Here is a 17,681-nt window from a genome sequence, read left to right on the forward strand (position 1 = left end):
TCATAAAAATACTCGTGTATATGGTCAAATTTTAACTTTAACCGCCACAATTCTTATATTGCTTCGCTAATACTAGCAACTGAGCTGACGCCGTGACGTTAGCTGTGATGGGCAAGATTGAGTTAGTGATAATGCTGACTGTGTTGGCACGCTTGCGGCTCTGTCGGCTATTTTACTGCTTGGCCAGCCGCCGCATCGAGCAGCCACCAAAGTTCGCCCTCTGGTTGAACGAGTCTGGCTGGATAGGTCATTTCGTCGGCTGCGGGGGCAAAAATTTGAGCTAGGGCCGGTTGTTTGCTGGCTCCTGCGACCATGAACATGACGCACCGGGCCCGGTTGATTAAGGGGACTGTAAAGGTAATGCGGGGTTGACCGTCTTTGTTGCCGACAGTTACTAGGGCATCCCGGACTTCCAAGGCTGCTGTGCCGGGAAATAGAGAGGCGGTGTGGGCGTCGTCTCCTATGCCCAATAAAATGATGTCGAAGGCAGGAAACTCGCCCTCGGATACTTTGAAGAACTGCTGTAATTCGGTTTGGTGTGCCGCAGCGTCGGCTGCGGGGTCGCCGGCGCCTGTGGGCATGGGGTGGATGTTGCTGGCGGGGATATTCACTCGATCGAGCCACGCGAGGCGCGCCATTTTTTGATTGCTGTCTGGGTGTTCTGGGGGAACGTAGCGTTCGTCGCCCCAGAAAACGTGAATTTTGTCCCAAGGCAGGTCTTGGGCTGCGATCGCTCTGTAGAGCGGTTCCGGTGTGCTTCCGCCCGCTGCGGCGATCGTACAAAGTCCGCGTTCTGCTATGGCTTCTGAGATTTTCGACAGCACAATCTCCAGCGATCGATCTATTAGTTGTTCCCGATTTGCTAATACTTCAACTACTTTTTTCATTCATTTCCTCTCAACTTTCCTTGGGGGTTATTCTCAGCAATTGCCAATTTTACCTTAACATTTTGGTTTGAGGTCGATCTACTGACAGACCCGGCAGGCCTGGCACCGCATCGCATAACATTTTATCATCTTATGCCCCTTGATTTGAGGAAAGCAAGACATATTTCTACCAGTGCTTTATGGATTTTCACCCGTTGCATTGAGCTTTCGCAACTTTCAATCAAAAGTTTGATCGTACTCGGAGCATCTCTGCAGAAAGTAAAAAGCGTTTTTTGGGAATCCGATCCGTCCCGCACAGCAAAGTCTATAAATATAGCGAGCCGGACGATCGCACACCGGCAGTAAAAGCCAAACCGAGATGCTCCCGATCGCACTTACCCCGGCATAGCAAAAATAATCAAGATTGATGTGGTAGAGTAGGAAAAATAGTTTTAAATCCGCACGCTCGGATGGAAGCAAAACTATGTCAAGTTTTAAGCGATTTCCTACATCTGTCCGCTATCTGATAGCGCGGTTGCGCCACTGGACCCAACCGGCGGTTTGGGCTCCCCTAGCCGTACTCTGTGCAGGGGGGTTATTTATCTGGGAGGTCTCTGTAAATCCAGAAAGGTTGAGCATAGATGGCGAAGAAGAACCAGCCTCAAACTCTCCAGCTTCGCTATCGGGGCTATCGGCTGAAGATACCGCCATTGCGGCTGAAATCGACAGCTTACCAGTGCTAGTCAATCAGTTTAATGGCTCTACTGCTTCTGAAGTGAACTTGTTAAATTCATCAGTAGTAAAAAGCAAAGGTTTATTCGAGGAACTTCGATCTCGGGGCTTAGAAACTCCTCAGCCATCTTCAGCCCCCAAGCGGGTAGGAAGCAGCGGATTTTTGCCTGTGCCAAATTTAGCAACTCCTGCTGTCGATGATGCCGGAAACAATAACCCTCAAAATTCCAGCTTGCCAAGTTCAAACGCAACATCAGCATTGAGTTTATCGGGCAGTGGGAGAGTGACTTCCGGGATAAAAACGATCCAGCCTGAGTCTGGGGGTACAGCGACAGCAACTTTATCGCAGGCGTCGAGTGATGCTAATTCAGATAAACAAAACGAAAATTCTCTGCCTTTGAGTCCGCTGCAAGCAGCTATGAAAAAATACGTCGTTGCTAACACTTCGGCAACGGCGGCTTCGGCTGAGAAAACAGCAGACTCGGCTACATTGCTCGATCGACCGGCTTCCGATCCAGCAGCAGTAAATGCGACAAATTTGCTCCCAACGACCGCTAAAGCTCAAGCTGGAGCAAATCCTGTGAATGTTCCCACAGCACTTCCCCCACTTGTGGCTCCAACAACTACTGTGAGCAAGGAATCTCAAGAATTCTTAAAACCGACTGCTACAGTCCCTGAATCATTGGCGGGGTTAACTTCCCGAGTACCGACCCTCCCCGAAATTAATGCAGGGGCTGCAACGGTGGCTTTGCCGAAAAATCCCTACCAAACTAATTTATCTGGCTCAGGCTTCGCACCTGAAGTTCAACCTGTGGCACTTCCAGTAGCCATACCTTCGCCAACACCTCTACTTCCAAATGTCGATCCATCTCCCTTTCCAAGTGGGATTGGGGGAAGCAAGATAATTAGCCCTCAATTCTCTCCCAATGCAGCGAATTCTCAATTTCAAACAGCTCCACCGAGTCAGCTTAATTTGCCGGAGCCACCTAACTTTGGAGTGGTTCCCCAAAATACAAATCAGGGCGTGCAGCCCATTCAACCTCAACCTTTTTCTACACCCCGCTCCCTGCGTCCGGGACGCTACATTGGCGGTGGCGAAATCAATACTTTTTCTAATCCTTAAATGAAGGAAGTTCGGCCACGAAAACTATATTATCAATTCCCAATACTTAGGCTACGCGGTTCCTGCCCTTGGACTTAGGTTCTCCTCAGGCTAGTCGAAGAGCTCGCGTAGTTGAAGGGCAGGGAGCCGAAGGCAGTGGAAGGGCAGTACAAGTTCCGAATTACCCATTGCCAATGTTAGTGGTAAAACTTACCTAGCGGCTGCCCGCACCAACAACAATCCCCCGATTCCCAAGCCAAACATTATCGGCAGCCAAGCCGACAGAATCGGAGTCAAAACAGCTTTCACGCCCATAGAACTCGTGATGAAAGAAAATACGTAGTAAGTAAAAATCACAATTACGCTAATACCAAAACTCGTTCCTCGACCGGAGCGGCGCGGTTGAGTTCCCAAAGCGGCTCCCACTAAACCAAATACCATGCACACGAAAGGAAAAGCATATTTTTCTTGAATTCGCACCTTTAATTTGCGAATTTGCGGTTCGTCGCCGCTGTTTTTAATGATATCTAAACGCTCTAAAGCTTGGGCAATATTCATTTCCTTGAAATCCCGCGCTCTAGCCGCTAAATCTAAGGGCGTGCGGGGGAGTTGCAATTGCTGGTGTTGAAACCTAACTATATTGCGGTAAGAGCCATCAGGAGCTACTATATAAGCGGTTCCGTTGAAAAAATCCCAGGTATTTTCTGAGGGATTCCAAGTAGCTGATTCTGAAGAAACGATTTGATTGAGGCCGGGGGTGGAGCGATCGATAATTGTTAAACCTTTCATTCGCTGGCCGTCAAATTGTTCTGCATAAAAAAAGCGGGCCAGGATTTCGTCGCCGCCTTTTTCTGGTTTGCGAAATTCTGTGTAGATAATATTTCTATCTTGAAATATCGGTTTTTCTCGCTTCAGGGCTCTGTCTAAAGTCAGAGTAGCTCTGTAGCTGGCGGCGGGTACAACTAACTCTTGCAAAGCAAAGGTGAAGCCTGCAACAATTAAACTCATTATCACAGCAGGCAGTATCAATCGGTAAACGCTAACTCCGCAACTGCGGAGGGCGATGAGTTCGCTGTCGCTGGACATTCGGCTGTAGGCCATTAAGGTTGCTAGCAGCATTGACATGGGGAAAGCCAATACTACGAAGTAGGGAATTTGGAGGAGAAAAATTTCTATGGCGGCGCTGTAGGGGAGGCCGGATTCTGTGACTCTGCGGACTAATTCAAATAAGGCTCCAACTGTGACGGCGACGGATGTAAAGAGTCCGACGCCAAAGAGAAATGGCCCGATTAGTTCTTTGGTAATGTACCAGTCCATTACTGAAATTCTCGGCAGCCAGTTGATGGGATTCAAAGAATTGGATATTGCTATTTTCATAGTTGCGCGTTCTCGCCGATTGCTCCTCAATCTAAAATCTAAAATTCTGCTGTTTGCCGAATGCCTTCAAAAGACTAGCGCACGAAGCTGTCGCCCAAGTAATACTGACGCACTAAAGGATTGCTGTAGAGTTCTTCTTCAGCCCCGGAGGCTAAAATTTGGCCGTCTCGCATGATGTAGGCTCGATCGGTAATTTCGAGGGTTTCTCGGACGTTGTGATCTGTGATGAGGATGCCGATTTTGCGATCGCGCAGTTTGGAAATAATGGTTTGAATTTCGTCTACGGCGATCGGATCGACGCCTGCAAACGGTTCGTCTAAAAATAGGAACATCGGCCCGTCTCGTCCCGCGGCTAATGCTCTGGCCAGTTCAGTCCGCCGCCTTTCTCCCCCTGATATTTGAATTCCCAAACTGGATGCTATTTTTTCTAAGCGAAATTCTTGCAATAGGAAATCGACTCGATCGCGCCATTCCCAGCGCGGCACTTGAGTTTGTTCTAGGACTAACAAAATGTTGTCGCGCACGCTCATGTTTCGGAAAATGCTTGCTTCTTGAGCGAGATAGCCAATTCCCAAATGCGCTCGCTGGTGCATCGCCAATTTAGTGATGTCTAAATCATTTAGCCAAACGGTGCCTTGATTTGGTTTTTCTAATCCGGTTGCTATGTAAAATGTGGTGGTTTTGCCCGCACCGTTGGGGCCTAGCAGTCCTACGATTTCTCCTTGGGCTACCGAAAGGTTGACGCGACTGACTACATTGCGTTTTCCGTAGGATTTGTGAATATTTTCGAGTACAATTTTCATGTTCGCCGAGGCAACCTCTACAAGCTAAATTTCAGACTGCGGGTTTGTGCGATCGAGTCTCTAATTTAAATTTTACCTTTTCAAGTTTGTTAGGTTTATAAAGACGAAATTTCGCATCTATCCCAAGTAGTATGTTTTGGCTGAGGCGAAATTTCGCTGCTGCGAGCCACTGTTACCGGGGGGCTGTAGTTGGACGTGGGGAGCCAACTGCTTTTTGGGCTGCTGCATCTTGTTCCGGGGCAACCAGATAGACAGATTCTACCTGTCCTGGGTTGTCTGGCAGGGCAATAAACCGCCCTTCGTCAATGAGGTATGTTATGGTTTCGCCGCGCAGGCTGTTGCCCTGCTGCAATACGTAAACATCTCCGCTGAGAATGATCCGGCGCTCGCGGCTGAAATATTGTGCTTGAGCTGCGGTTGCTTGTATTTGGCGGGCTGGATAGTTGATTTGGACGTTGCCGCGGGCTGTCACGATGCCGGTTTTGGAGTCGGCTTCTTGAATGTCCGATCGCACACTGAGAGTGCGGGGCGGCGCGGCTTGCGGGTAGGTGGGAGAGGCAATCGCGCCTGCCAGGGTGAGGGGCAACAGCAGCGATAATCCTTTGAATATTCTGGAATTGAGTAGTTTAGCGGAGGGCATCATAAGCTTGGAGCCTCAAATTTTGTGAAATTGCTGAAGGGTATTATCTCCAGTTAGGTATTTTATCTTAACGGCCAGAAAGATTCCCGTGAGGTCGATCGATTGACCCGAGAGTCTCAACCAATTATCCTAGCAAGACAACAGCGAATTTAATTGATTATTTTGCTGAGTGGCTGCAACTGTCTTAACCGGGAACGGGCAAGAGGCTCGTTCCACAGCAAATTAATATACTTGGGCAGCCGGCAAGAAAGCCAGCCCTCCTCTGTGTAGAGGCCAAGTATACTGCACACCCTAATACAAACATTTATTTAACTTTTTGGTAGTTTGATAATTCGCGGCAATTGCAAGCCTGCAACTTCTGTACCTGCAAACAACTGTTGAAATTTAGCTACTTCTTCCGGGCCAGCTTGTTGCAAAGCGCTCAAAAGTTTAGCACTTTGTCCGAGCAAGTCTTCAACGGCAATTCCGGCATAACTTGGCTGATAATAACTGAGCCGATTTATTCCTTCTCCCAGCAAGATTACCGCACCGCGCCAGTTTTGATTTCCTAAGTGATAAAGCGCGACCGCAATTTGCAATATTCCCTGATAAAACCTTTTTTCCGGCTCGCCGGCTTCCATCCACAAAGCCTCTAAAGTATCGTGACAAGCGTAAAATTCTTGGCTGTTAAACTGTTCGATACATTGGCAAAACTCCAGCGAGATATCCTCTGTCATTCCATTGAAAATTGGGGATTTTCGATTGCGGATGTGTGTTTGAGTAGGCGGCGATCGATTTCTTTTAAATAGCTAAGTCTTAAAAATAGGAAAAATAACAACCTGTTTTCAAAACTGCTGCCATTTCACGACCGCCTACTTAACCGATTACATAGTGTCTCTGACAGCTTTAATCTGATCCATTCCAATTTCCTGAGTAGTTCCAGCGAAATCGTTATCTGGTGTCAGAAATAACATACAGTGACACTCTTTGCGCTCGCGCATGGGAATGCACGGACAGTTCCAGTAGGCGGCTTTTACTTCGGCTTCTTTATCTTCGTAATGGCGACAAGGGCATAAAGGAGCACCTAGTTCATCCTTGTGTTTTGCTAGTCCTTCTATGACGACAGCAGTGACAGAAGGCTCGGAACAAAAGTAAGTTCCGGTGCGCTTGGCGTAGGTTTCGGAGAAATTCTTCATCGCCTCCAAAGTTTTTTCGTTGGAGAGTTTAGATTTTTCTGTTGTGTTCATAGTTTAGGATCGGAGTTGAGGATGCTACGAGCTTTTGACAATTGTAGCGCAGAATAGGATTTTAAACACTTGTATATTTCTGTTTACTTACAAGGAGGAAAACCTTGACAAAGATTGAGTTTTAGGTTGTCGGTTTTTTACTGGTTTTTCTCTATCCCGGACGGTGCGCGAAACTGGCGGCCGACCGGGTTTTTGGAGTGCCCAAAAGATGGGGGCAGTCGATCGCCCTCAACAATCATCCCCCAAAGGGGATAAAAATCGGACAAGATAGCACAGCCCTGTCCCTGTTAGTGGCATCTGATGGCAACTTCCCCGAACCGCACGCGCACCCGCGATCGAAAATCTCCTCCGTCTGGGCTGATTGGGCCGGCTGACACCGAGTTAGTCGGATTAGTGTTTGAATTGACTCCCGGCGCTGCTAGCTATCTGTACGCGCAGTATGCTATTGGCTTGCACGCTTGGTTTTTAGGTCAAGTGCAGCAAACTGACCCGGATTTATCGCAACTTTTGCACAATGAACAGTCCGAAAAAGCCTTTACTATTTCGGGATTGGAAGGTGATTTGCTCCCTGGCGGCAAAGAATTTCAGCTTTTGGGCGATCGAATTTATCGCTGGTACGTAACAGGACTTTCAAAGCGAGTAGTGCAGTGGCTGAGTCAGTGGCTGCAAAATTTGCCCCAATAGATAGATTTGCGAAATGCTCCGCTGCTAATTCCCTCTTGGGATATTGCTTTTGCTCCCACAACTTACCAGCAATTATTAACAGCAGAACCCGCATTGTCGCCAACCATCAAACTTAGTTTTGTGACTCCTACAAGCTTTCGTAGCAAAGGCTATCACTTCCCTTTGCCAGTTCCCGAAAAGGTTTTTCACAGCTATTTGCGCCGCTGGAATAACTTTTCGGGGCTAAATTTTGACCAAGCAGAATTTTTGAATTGGATTGATGAAAATGCAATTATTAGCCGCCACAAATTGGAGTCGCAAAAGGTAGCGGCGGGCAAAAAAGGCATGGTAACGGGATTCACTGGGGCTGTGGAATTTGGGCTAGGGCGATCGGCTCACAATCGCCCTGATTTTGTACAATTATTTTATGCTTTGGGGCGGTTAGCGCCTTACTGCGGCACGGGTCACAAAACAACTTTTGGATTGGGACAAACGCGAGCACAATGGTTGACAGAAGCGCTACCTGAAGTGTCGATACAAAGCGTATTGGCGACGCGAATAGATGAATTGACACAGAAGTTTATGGCGCACAGAAAGCGTACAGGTGGAAGTCGCGCTGCTGAGATTGCTGAAACTTGGGCGACGATTTTGGCGCGCCGGGAATTGGGGGAATCTTTGTTTGATATTGCTGCTGATTTGGAAATGCCTTACGAAACCGTGAAAACTTACGTGAAGTTGGCAAGAAGGGCTTTGAAAGTGGAGCAGTAAGGTTAAATTGATTTGTAAATGATATTTGTTTTACGAACCGCTTTCGTCGCGAAGGGCGCGCAGGAGGAGAAGATGATTTATTTGTTAGCGTTTTGGGTAAATAGGTATATGTCGTCTCGCTGATATTTTAGTTGAAATTGAGGGGTGTTTTTTAGTTGAGTTACTAGGTTTTTAACAAATTCTCGATCGCTCATCCAGCCAGGATATCTGAGATTCAGCAATACATAATCAAATTCTGCGAGATTGGCAGGCGGCGCGTTAGCCTGAGTTAATTTTACTACAGGGCGGTGCGCTAAATGCGGAGCAATCTGAACATTTGTTAAAACACTGCCTTTGGTTTCAACAAGAGAAATTGCCTCTCGGGTAGCGGGCAAAGTGTCGATCCCATTTAAATAAATAGTCCAAAAATAGCCGTATTTCGCTAAAGCTAAGAAAGCAATCAACGACCAAATTACAATGACTCTAGGCAATGGATAATTAGGAATTGGCAATCTCTCAAATATTGTCTTTCCCTTTTGCTGATTGCTAGCTGCTAAACTGGAAATTACGGCAACCAACAAAAACGGCAATATCGGCACAGAATATTGATGAATTAAATCCCGCTGAGCGGGGCTATCGGAAAGAATATTCATCGCCAACATCGGCACAGCACTAATTAAAGATGACAGATGACGCGGGGACAGCCACCAAATTACTGGTAATAGCAATAAGGCTAAATATTCAAAAGTATCTAAAGAAAACAAACGCTCTAAAACTAGATAGGGTTTCACTATTAAATTAATAGCAATTTCAAAAACCGAGTTCCCCAAATATTGATACCGCCCGATTCCCGCGAGTTCTCTTGGATTAAAATACGGTATAACTGCCTGAGTAGCTACCAGGAACCAACCCGCGCCTAGAAATAGAGCTATGAGTCCACAATTGCGTTTTTTGTCAAAACACAACAGCCACAAACCCATCCCAGCCACAGTTAAAGATAGCATGTCCTTGCAAATCAAAACTAATACAATAGCAGCACAAAACCACAAGGTTTGATTCAGCCTCGCGGCTAAGATTGCTGCTAGCAGTGCTGGTAAAGCAATTACTTCTGGGTGGAAGTCGAAGAGATTGACATTAAATACTGCGGGATAAAGCAGATATAGGGCGGAAATTGCAATTGCTTTTCGTTCGTTTAATCCCGCTTGACGTGCCAAACTCCAAGTCGGCCAAGCGCCTAAAGCTAGGGAAACAGCTTGCACTAAAAAAAGCCAGTGAACATCTGGATATATTTTGTAAAGTAAAGCTAGTGGATAGAAAATAAAAGCGGCGTGATCGCCCCAAATATTTATTGCGATTAAAGAGGAAAATGGCGTTTGATTTTGGGAGATTAAATAAATTGCTTGGTCAAAAATTGCTAAGTCGAATGCAGTTGAATGAAACAAAGCGTGCCGCGCGCTGCTGGCGGTAAATAAGACTATCGTTGTCACGACAATCATTAAAAATACTGGATGAGATTTTAGGGATTTTAAAGTTAGCATTTTATTGGTTTAATCAGCCATTCGTTTAAATAGGAGAACTTGGTTTTTTTGATAAGTTAATTTAAAATCGGGAGATTTTTTAAGTTGATTTGCTAAGGTATCACCAATTTTTTCAGTATCAGGCCAGGGATGGCGCAGGTTTAATAATATGTATTGAAATTCAGCTAAATTGGTTTGCGGCGAAATTTGTGAAAGCAATTTTACTATTGGGCGGTGGGCAAAGTGAGGGGCAAGTCTATTATCTGTTAAAATACTGCTTTGGGGTTGAACTTGTGCGACTGCTTCGCGTGTAGCTTGCCAGGTATCTAGTCGATTTATGTACAGATAAAAATCTTTATATTCGCCCATACATAGGAAAATTAGTAATGACCAAATTATCATGATTCTCGGCAATTGAATTCCCTGCCAAAGTTGAGAAATTCGGAAGTTTTTAAATTGTGGCAGATTGACCCATGTTAAAAACTGTTGCTTATTTGCTTTATCCTCTTCCTGGTTGCCTTTTATTCCTTCCCTGTTCCTTGTTTCTTCCTTCGCGATTACTGCTAAAAATAAAAATGGAATTACAGGCACTGAGTACTGATAGGCTAAGCTGCGTTGAAATGACAAGTCTGAGAGGATATTGATGAGCAGGGTAGGGATGGCAGGAATTAGCGCTGTTAAATATTTTAGGCGTAGTTTGCCCGAGAATGGCAATAGCAGCCAAATCACAGGTAAGGTGAGGAAAAATAAATATTTGAAGGTATCGAAGGAAAGGATTTTTCCTAATACTAACTGTGGTTTTAATATGAGATTGATGATGATTTCTAGTACGGATTTGCCTAAATAGCTGTAGCGCCCGACTCCAGCGACTTCGCTGCCGCTAAAGAAGGGGATGATTTTCTGGGAAGCTATCAAAAACCAAGCTGCACCGAGCAAAAGTGCGATCGCCCAGTACCGTTGCTTTTTTTCGCAAAAAAACAGCCAGACACCCATAGCAACAACGGTTAGGGACAAAACCGCCTTGCAACTGAGAACTAACACAATAGCGCTACAAAACCACACAATTTTATTTAAACGCGCCGCCAAAATTGCTGCCAAAAGTGCGGGTAAAGCGATTACTTCCGGGTGAAAATCAAATAAATTGATGTTAAATACCACCGGATAGAGCAAATAAATCAATGCGATCGCACGGGATTGTTCTTGATTTAAACCTGCCAAACGCGCTAAACTCCACGTAGGCCAAGCCCCCAGGGATAAAGCAACTGCTTGTACCAACAGTAGCCAATGCACATCCGGGGAAATTTTGTACAGCCAAGCTAGCGGATAATAGATTACCGCTGCGTGATCCCCCAAAATATGAATCCCCATTAAAGAAGAAAAAGGCGTTTGGTTTTGGCTGATCAAGTAAATTGCTTGGTCAAAAATTCCCAAATCGAAAGCAGTTGATTGGAATAAAGCGTGCCGTAAACTGCTACACAAAAAGAAAATTGTCGCAGCAGTAGCGATCGCCCAAACCAAACTCGACGGTAGCTGCGATCGACCTTCCTCTATATTTTCGGCGATCGAGACACTGATGTCCTCACTCGAATCAGCAAAATTTTCCCTATTCTGCATGAAATCTGGCACTAGGTGGTCACTCAAAATATGATTCCATCGAATGTGCTTTCCACGCAATAGTTAACCACTAATTTTTATCCCCGCAATCGTAATATTAGAATAATCCACAAAACCTTAAAAAATTGTGAAAGCAATAACTCTTCTCGGCTCGACAGGCTCCATCGGCACTCAGACTCTGGATATTGTAGCTCAATACCCCGACAAATTTCGGATTGTCGGGTTAACCGCCGGACGAAATGTAACGTTGCTGGCCCAGCAAATTCGCCAGTTTCGACCGGAAATTGTCGCGGTTTGCGACGAAGATAAATTACTGGAATTGAAGGAGGCGATCGCAGATCTCGACCCTCTACCTATTTTACTTGCTGGCGAGTCAGGCGTTGTCGAAGTTGCCCAATACGGTGACGCTCAAGCCGTCGTCACCGGCATAGTTGGCTGTGCCGGTTTGCTGCCAACAATTGCGGCTATCAAAGCAGGCAAAGATATCGCCTTAGCCAATAAAGAAACATTAATCGCAGGGGGTCCGGTTGTCAACCCCCTCATCGAAAAATACGGCGTTAAAATATTACCTGCTGACTCGGAACATTCGGCAATTTTTCAGTGCCTCCAAGGTGTTATGGTTGGCGGGTTGCGGCGAATTATTCTCACGGCTTCGGGGGGTTCTTTTCGAGATTTGCCGATCGACAAATTAGCAGGAGTAACAGTAGCCGATGCTTTGAAACATCCGAATTGGTCGATGGGGCAGAAAATCACGATCGATTCTGCTACTTTGATGAATAAAGGATTAGAAGTAATTGAGGCTCATTACTTGTTCGGAATGGATTATGACGACATTGATATTGTCATCCATCCTCAGAGCATAATTCACTCGTTAATTGAGCTGCAAGATACCTCTGTTTTGGCGCAATTGGGCTGGCCGGATATGCGCTTGCCGCTGCTTTACGCTTTGTCTTGGCCGGAGCGAATTCATACAGATTGGGAACGGCTGGATTTGGTAAAAGCTGGCGATTTAACTTTCCGAGAACCAGACCACGAAAAGTATCCTTGTATGCAGTTGGCTTATGCAGCGGGACGTGCGGGCGGTTCGATGCCTGCGGTGCTGAATGCGGCAAACGAACAGGCGGTCGCGCTATTTTTGGAGGAGAAGATTCAGTTTTTGGATATTCCCAAGTTGATTGAAAAGGCGTGCGACAAACATCAAACCGATAACTGTGAAAGTCCTGGTTTAGACGATATTTTGGCCGCGGATAGGTGGGCGCGGCAGGAAGTTTTGGCAGATAGTATGGAATTGGGCGATCGTATTCTTTCGGTTCGCTAATTGTATCAGCCGACTTGCACTTACCCACAAGCCCGCCGGGAATTAATTCCCCGTCTCAGAGCTAAAGTTGGTTGAAAATGAGATATTGCACCATTCTCAAGAACAGGCAAGATGCCTGTTCCACAAAGAGTGAATTTTGTTGTGGGCCGTTGCTCCTAGCCCGCCCATAAAAGGCTTATTGAGAATGGTGCAATATCAGAGTTGAAACAGACTGCCAAACCTTAATAAATATTCACTTTTCTTTGAGAGGACTTTAGCTATGAGACAGGGGTTGAAACCCCGGACGGACTATGCCAAAAAGTGCAAAATATCCCCCCAACCATGTTAAAAGTTGACCAGATGTTAGCCTTTTATTGACTAACTCCCAACTTTCGTCGCCAAATCAGCCGCACTCATCTTTTCGTACATTTCAAAAGGTTGGTGAATCCAAGGATTGTCAGCCAAATAATCTACATAATAATCCGGCTTTGCAACAGAACAAGCCTTGTACCAGAGTACAGCAGTCCGAATTTCCTGAATATCCTCGCCGTAGCGACTCTTCAGCCAAGCGATACTTTGATCTAAACTAATTCCCGAATCCACCAAATCGTCAATCAGGAGAATGTGGCTGCCCAAATTATCCCCCACCATTGTCAAATCGCGGGCAAACTCGATCGCACCCCGGACATTTCCCTCGGCCCCACCATAGGACGAGGCAGCTAAAATCGCCAGAGGTTTGTCGAAAATCCGCGACAGAGTATCCCCAACCCGCAGCCCTCCCCTCGCCAGACAGACAATGCGATCGAATTTCCACTGAGATTCATCAATTTTTACAGCCAAATCCTCAATTTTTAGATGGTACTCAGGCCAAGAAACGTAAAGGTCGCTCATTCCTAATATTATTGAAATATCAAAGGTATTATTAAATATTTTGGGGAAAATGACATGGATGCAGAGGAACTTCTCAGACGCTATGCAGCCGGAGAACGGGTTTTTCACAAAGTAGACCTGACCGGGGTCAATATGTCAAGGACAAACTTGCGCGATATTGACCTGAGTCACGCTAATTTAAAAGGTGCAAATTCGATCGGCCTCACCCTCTACAGAGCTAATCTGTATCAAGCAGATATCAGCCAAGCCAACCTCTCCCAAGCCAACCTCATGTCCGCTAATTTTGGCGAATGCGACGCAGTGGGAGCGAACTTGAGCGGAGCCATTTTGCGGAGTGTCGTGTTCAGCGGGGCCGATTTAACGGGGGCGAGTCTCAGGGGTGCAGACATGAGAGATGCAAACCTTCAGGGGGCAATTTTGATTCAAGTTTATGCAGTTAACGCTAACTTGCAAGGTGCAAACTTGACAGAAGTAAAACTTTGCGGAATCAACCTCAGTAAAGCAAATTTAACCGACGCGAACTTAACACAAGCTGACCTTAGCCGTGCTAACTTAACTCAAGCAAATCTGAGCTGGGCAAATTTGACGGAAGCAAATCTGGAAAAAGCGGATTTGAAGGGAGCCGATTTGAGCGGAGCTAACTTGAGCTGTGCAAATCTCCATCAAGCAGATTTGAGCGGAGTTTCCCTTAAGGGAGCAAATCTCCGGGGAGCAAACTTACATCAAGCTTCTTTGCGCGGGACAAATTTGAATGAAGCGAATCTGAGAGAGGCGATGATGCCTGACGGCAACATCTGTGAGTAAATAAGCTGGCCAAATAGAAGTTAAAACCGCAGGGTGCTGGTGGCGCACCCTACATTTAGGCTAATGCCTGATTTTTTTAAGGGGATTTAATTCTGCGTTAATCTCATGCGCCCAAAAATCGAGAGAAGCCCCGGACTCCTGTTGTGGAGAGGCAAAAATTTTAGAGTCTTGTTCAACCTCCCAGATTCATCTGTGGAGTAAATCTAAAATCTCAAATTGTTAGAGTGAGCGGGACTCCACGGTTCGACTGAGCGCTTGCGGAAGTCTAAAATCCAAAATTGACTGACAGTTCATTTAAAGAGAGTGGCCAAAAAAATTGGCGATAATTTAATCTACAACCTTCAGCCAGCCCCGGCGAACGGCGTGGAGCAAGCGGTTGATGGCTATTTGATCTTCTTCGGTAAGACAGTCATTTAAGAGCGCTGTCTGGAGTTGTTGTCGGTGAGTGGGAGTCAGCAGACCGGAGTGATATACCTGAAAGACTAGCTCTGCAATAGTAAATTGAGGTAAAAGCGTTTGGGTTGTCATCATGTGTTTTTTTTTTGAACTCACTTTTGACAGTATTGACTGATTTTTCCAAAATTTATGTGATTCAACTACGGAAGTAAATGTGATCGATTGGCTCTTGATGAGTGATTTGTGTCAGCCGAACTAGGCGATCGGATATTTCCTCGATAGCCCTGCTACTTGAAACACAAACCCCGTCCCGATTCCTCGCTTCTGGCAACCCCCACATCTCTACTTTTGGTTAAGAAACGGTGACAAATAAATTAATATTTATCTATCAAGAGATTACTAAGGACTGCTAGCCAAATCGCTCGGCTTAATTCAACGTAAAACTTTTAGCGTGTTTATAAGCCCGCTTTTACCTACATTTACCTAGTTTCTTGGTGTGGTCTTTTTTCCGTGTATATACTTAATGACCCGCCCAAAGACAGATACAAGTTTTCGATAGGAGCCCCCAGCAGCCCCAAATTTTAGGCCCTAGTTCAAGCTCCCAGATTCATATGTGAAGTCCATCTAAAATCTAAAATCTAAAATCTAAAATCTAAAATCGACTGACTGCTTCAAATCAAAAATCCCGGCTTCTTCAAGAAACCGGGTCGAGCTTTTCGATCGCAGTACAATTTTTTTTGGAGAGGGTTAATGGAGCGACCTACTCATGAAAATCTTATTGTTGGCAAAGCTTGACAGGAGAGAAAGTAGAAATACTGATCTCAACTTCTTGTGTGAGGGGACTAATCGGAAATCCTGACCCATCCGCGGCGGATGGCGTGCAGCAGGCGGTTGACTGCATCTCGGGCGTCTTCGCTGAGAGCGCTTTGGCAGAGTTCGCGCAGTCCGTGGCTTTCAGTGCGAGTCAGATTGCCTGAATGAGTGACTTGATAGAACAGTTCAGCGATCGCGCGATCAGATTTTAAAGTCAGAGCTTGCATGAAATCTCGTTGAACTCGACTATTATAATATCGAACATTTGAGAAAAGAGTAGGGTGATTGCAGTCGGGTAAGCTGTGTGATCGTTCTTGGCTCGATTTGTGACCGAAATCTCCGAGTATACGTGAGTTAAATCACAGTAAACCAAAGACCTCGATCGCATAAGCTATGATTGGGGTGGTAGCCTCAAGGTTTGACAAAACCTCGAAAAGCACTGAAAGCAAGGCTTTGAGTTCCCAAGACCGCCGCGCAGCGGGAGTAAGTCCGCTCTACATCGCAGGTCTGGACTCGGAGAGCTGTGAAACTTTGGGTTTTAGACACTTGCAGCTTGCAGCTCAGGGCATAAAGTTGCGATCTGCGAGCCACGGCCTGAGATACAATAATTATAAATACTTCTATCTCATCTATAGGCAGGCAGGTAAAAAAATGATAATGATTAGCTACTTTTCGATTGCCTTAATCGTTTTTCTTGTTTGGTTCAAAAGTTTTTGGAATGATACAGCGACATCTAAAAAAGACGTGATATCTTGGATAGCCTTAATAATGGGGCCTCTGTTTTGGCCTGTTGTTGTGCCCCTATCCCTTTTGCAAATTACCAGCAAAAAGTCTGTTGTAAAAACAGCTCAGTGCGATCAAGAATTATAATAAATTGTGGAAGTAACTGGCTTCAACATAGTTGGTTATCTCGTCCTAAATTATTCGGCAGGCATCGCTCCTGGCAGCGAGTAAATGAGCTTGTTTCCTTGTAAAAAAAATGCAGCTAGAAGGTAGAATTCAATAAAAATTCTGAATCCTAAAACAGTATTTTTTTACCGATATCAAATTCTGCCTTCGGCTTTTTGACCCCGCCCACAAACGGATACAAGTTTCCGACAGGAGCCGGCAGCAGCCCAAAATTTTAGGATCTTGTTCAAGCTCTCAGATTCATCTGTGGAATAAATCTCAAATCTCAAATCGTTCAACTGAGCGAGATTGACTGAGCGCTAGCCGAACGTCTCACGCCGAAGTCTCCAATCTACTGATGCCTACTTTTCTTCTGTCACATCGTGATTTAAGGGTGGGGCTCAGTCAAAATTGTCAGATCCAAATTCTCGGACAGCCACAGCAACATTTTTTTATTCAAAAAATATCGACCACCTCAACCAAGCTCAAAATTAATATGTAATGTAACAGGGCTTGTTGCTTGCAAAAATATAACTTCAGACATATTTTCGCCTTCCGCTGACTAACTTAAGAATTTTTATTACTTCCGGCCACGGCGTACCATTAATCGAATGTGGGAAAATCCTGGCTAGGCGTTGAAAAACAGCTACGCTCTTGGGTCTGTAACCTTTTCCAGAGTCTTCTCTTCAAATCGTAGCAGCTCTAAACAGAAAATTGTAGAGTTCGTTTATCCCCCAATTGCCTAACTCTTACCGCAGTTAGATAGACTATTCAAGGCAGAGACTGCAATATGAAATAGGCAACAAAAACTGTTTCAAATCTCAAGTACGACTTATTTTAGGCGATCGGGCATCAGGAGTGTATAACGCGAGCCCGCTAAATTTTTAGAGGTGCGAGATGTTTGGGAACATCTAAAAAAAAACTGCCGTCACGGTATCCAAATTCGTTATTTGCATAAAAAGTAGGAGTCAAAATGAACGAAGTATCTGAGAAACCAATTTATAGAGTTCTTAATCTATTGTCGCTGCTAGCGCTGACCTACTATGCAGCTACTTCCATCAATTATATTTTCGAGAGTGACGCTCAAATCTACAGGTACGATAGCCAGAGCACTTCCAACGGCTCAACAGCGCAACTAGCAGCACACCGCTAGGAATAAATAGTAGCGATTTTCTCTGAATGAATGAGGAACCAAATTTCATGAAAATTGCTAATCGTTAATGATCAGCTCGAATTTAACAACAATTAGTAAACAACTCTTGGCTAAAAACTTAATATTTTAACTCACAGGTATTAGCCATCGAA

Annotated in this window: 16 protein-coding genes and 1 pseudogene; 6 read left to right on the top strand and 11 right to left on the bottom strand. The window is 45.4% G+C overall.

What is annotated here, in order from left to right; all coding sequences use genetic code 11:
- Positions 1-167: 167 nt before the first annotated feature.
- Complete coding sequence (pgl, locus tag D0A34_22465) at positions 168-887, bottom strand: 6-phosphogluconolactonase (GenBank protein UNU21237.1); 720 nt, start codon at positions 885-887, stop codon at positions 168-170.
- 463 nt (positions 888-1,350) lie between these two features.
- Here pgl and D0A34_22470 point away from each other — a divergent pair, with 463 nt between their 5' ends.
- Positions 1,351-2,721: a hypothetical protein gene (locus D0A34_22470; GenBank protein ID UNU21238.1), complete on the top strand. Its 1,371-nt coding sequence runs from the start codon at positions 1,351-1,353 to the stop codon at positions 2,719-2,721.
- 189 nt (positions 2,722-2,910) lie between these two features.
- Here D0A34_22470 and D0A34_22475 read toward each other — a convergent pair whose 3' ends face one another.
- The 5 genes from D0A34_22475 to D0A34_22495 form a co-directional block, all read right to left on the bottom strand.
- Positions 2,911-4,077, bottom strand: a complete 1,167-nt coding sequence (locus tag D0A34_22475) for a YjgP/YjgQ family permease (GenBank protein UNU21239.1) — start codon at positions 4,075-4,077, stop codon at positions 2,911-2,913.
- Positions 4,078-4,151: 74 nt separating this feature from the next.
- Complete coding sequence (gene lptB / locus D0A34_22480) at positions 4,152-4,880, bottom strand: LPS export ABC transporter ATP-binding protein (GenBank protein UNU21240.1); 729 nt, start codon at positions 4,878-4,880, stop codon at positions 4,152-4,154.
- Between the two features lie 172 nt (positions 4,881-5,052).
- The gene (locus D0A34_22485) at positions 5,053-5,523 is read right to left on the bottom strand and encodes an OstA family protein (protein ID UNU21241.1); all 471 of its coding nucleotides are present in this window, start codon (positions 5,521-5,523) and stop codon (positions 5,053-5,055) included.
- Positions 5,524-5,828: 305 nt separating this feature from the next.
- Positions 5,829-6,236, bottom strand: a complete 408-nt coding sequence (locus D0A34_22490) for a DUF309 domain-containing protein (GenBank protein UNU21242.1) — start codon at positions 6,234-6,236, stop codon at positions 5,829-5,831.
- 147 nt (positions 6,237-6,383) lie between these two features.
- On the bottom strand, positions 6,384-6,746 hold the full coding sequence (locus D0A34_22495; protein UNU21243.1) for a ferredoxin--nitrite reductase: 363 nt from the start codon (positions 6,744-6,746) through the stop codon (positions 6,384-6,386).
- Between the two features lie 357 nt (positions 6,747-7,103).
- Between D0A34_22495 and cas6 the strand changes: the two are divergent.
- Positions 7,104-8,177 (top strand): annotated as a pseudogene (gene cas6, locus D0A34_22500) (CRISPR-associated endoribonuclease Cas6).
- Positions 8,178-8,254: 77 nt separating this feature from the next.
- Here cas6 and D0A34_22505 read toward each other — a convergent pair.
- On the bottom strand, positions 8,255-9,652 hold the full coding sequence (locus D0A34_22505) for a DUF2079 domain-containing protein (GenBank protein UNU21244.1): 1,398 nt from the start codon (positions 9,650-9,652) through the stop codon (positions 8,255-8,257).
- Positions 9,653-9,703: 51 nt separating this feature from the next.
- Positions 9,704-11,317 (bottom strand): DUF2079 domain-containing protein, encoded by a 1,614-nt coding sequence (locus tag D0A34_22510; GenBank protein ID UNU22418.1) that lies wholly within the window; start codon positions 11,315-11,317, stop codon positions 9,704-9,706.
- A gap of 97 nt (positions 11,318-11,414) precedes the next feature.
- Between D0A34_22510 and D0A34_22515 the strand changes: the two genes are divergently transcribed.
- Positions 11,415-12,605: a 1-deoxy-D-xylulose-5-phosphate reductoisomerase gene (locus D0A34_22515; protein ID UNU21245.1), complete on the top strand. Its 1,191-nt coding sequence runs from the start codon at positions 11,415-11,417 to the stop codon at positions 12,603-12,605.
- 357 nt (positions 12,606-12,962) lie between these two features.
- Here D0A34_22515 and D0A34_22520 read toward each other — a convergent pair whose 3' ends face one another.
- The gene (locus tag D0A34_22520) at positions 12,963-13,475 is read right to left on the bottom strand and encodes a phosphoribosyltransferase (protein ID UNU21246.1); all 513 of its coding nucleotides are present in this window, start codon (positions 13,473-13,475) and stop codon (positions 12,963-12,965) included.
- A 54-nt stretch (positions 13,476-13,529) separates the two neighbouring features.
- On the opposite strand from D0A34_22520, the gene D0A34_22525 reads away from it, so the two are divergent.
- A complete protein-coding gene (locus D0A34_22525; GenBank protein ID UNU21247.1) occupies positions 13,530-14,279 on the top strand; it encodes a pentapeptide repeat-containing protein in 750 nt (249 codons plus the stop codon).
- Between the two features lie 327 nt (positions 14,280-14,606).
- Here the strand turns inward: D0A34_22525 and D0A34_22530 are convergent, their stop codons facing one another.
- Both D0A34_22530 and D0A34_22535 read right to left on the bottom strand, forming a co-directional pair.
- Positions 14,607-14,810 carry a hypothetical protein gene (locus tag D0A34_22530; GenBank protein ID UNU21248.1) on the bottom strand — a complete coding sequence of 68 codons (204 nt, stop codon included), beginning with the start codon at positions 14,808-14,810 and terminating at the stop codon, positions 14,607-14,609.
- 707 nt (positions 14,811-15,517) lie between these two features.
- Positions 15,518-15,715 (bottom strand): hypothetical protein, encoded by a 198-nt coding sequence (locus D0A34_22535; protein UNU21249.1) that lies wholly within the window; start codon positions 15,713-15,715, stop codon positions 15,518-15,520.
- 424 nt (positions 15,716-16,139) lie between these two features.
- On the opposite strand from D0A34_22535, the gene D0A34_22540 reads away from it, so the two are divergent.
- Together D0A34_22540 and D0A34_22545 are read left to right on the top strand one after the other, a co-directional pair.
- Positions 16,140-16,358, top strand: coding sequence for a hypothetical protein (locus tag D0A34_22540; protein ID UNU22419.1), 219 nt, complete (start codon positions 16,140-16,142; stop codon positions 16,356-16,358).
- Between the two features lie 991 nt (positions 16,359-17,349).
- Entirely contained in the window at positions 17,350-17,529 is a 180-nt protein-coding gene (locus tag D0A34_22545; protein ID UNU21250.1) for a hypothetical protein, read from the top strand.
- Positions 17,530-17,681 lie beyond the last annotated feature (152 nt).

It is taken from the genome of Microcoleus vaginatus PCC 9802, from assembly GCA_022701275.1.
Taxonomy (GTDB): Bacteria; Cyanobacteriota; Cyanobacteriia; order Cyanobacteriales; family Microcoleaceae; genus Microcoleus; species Microcoleus vaginatus_A.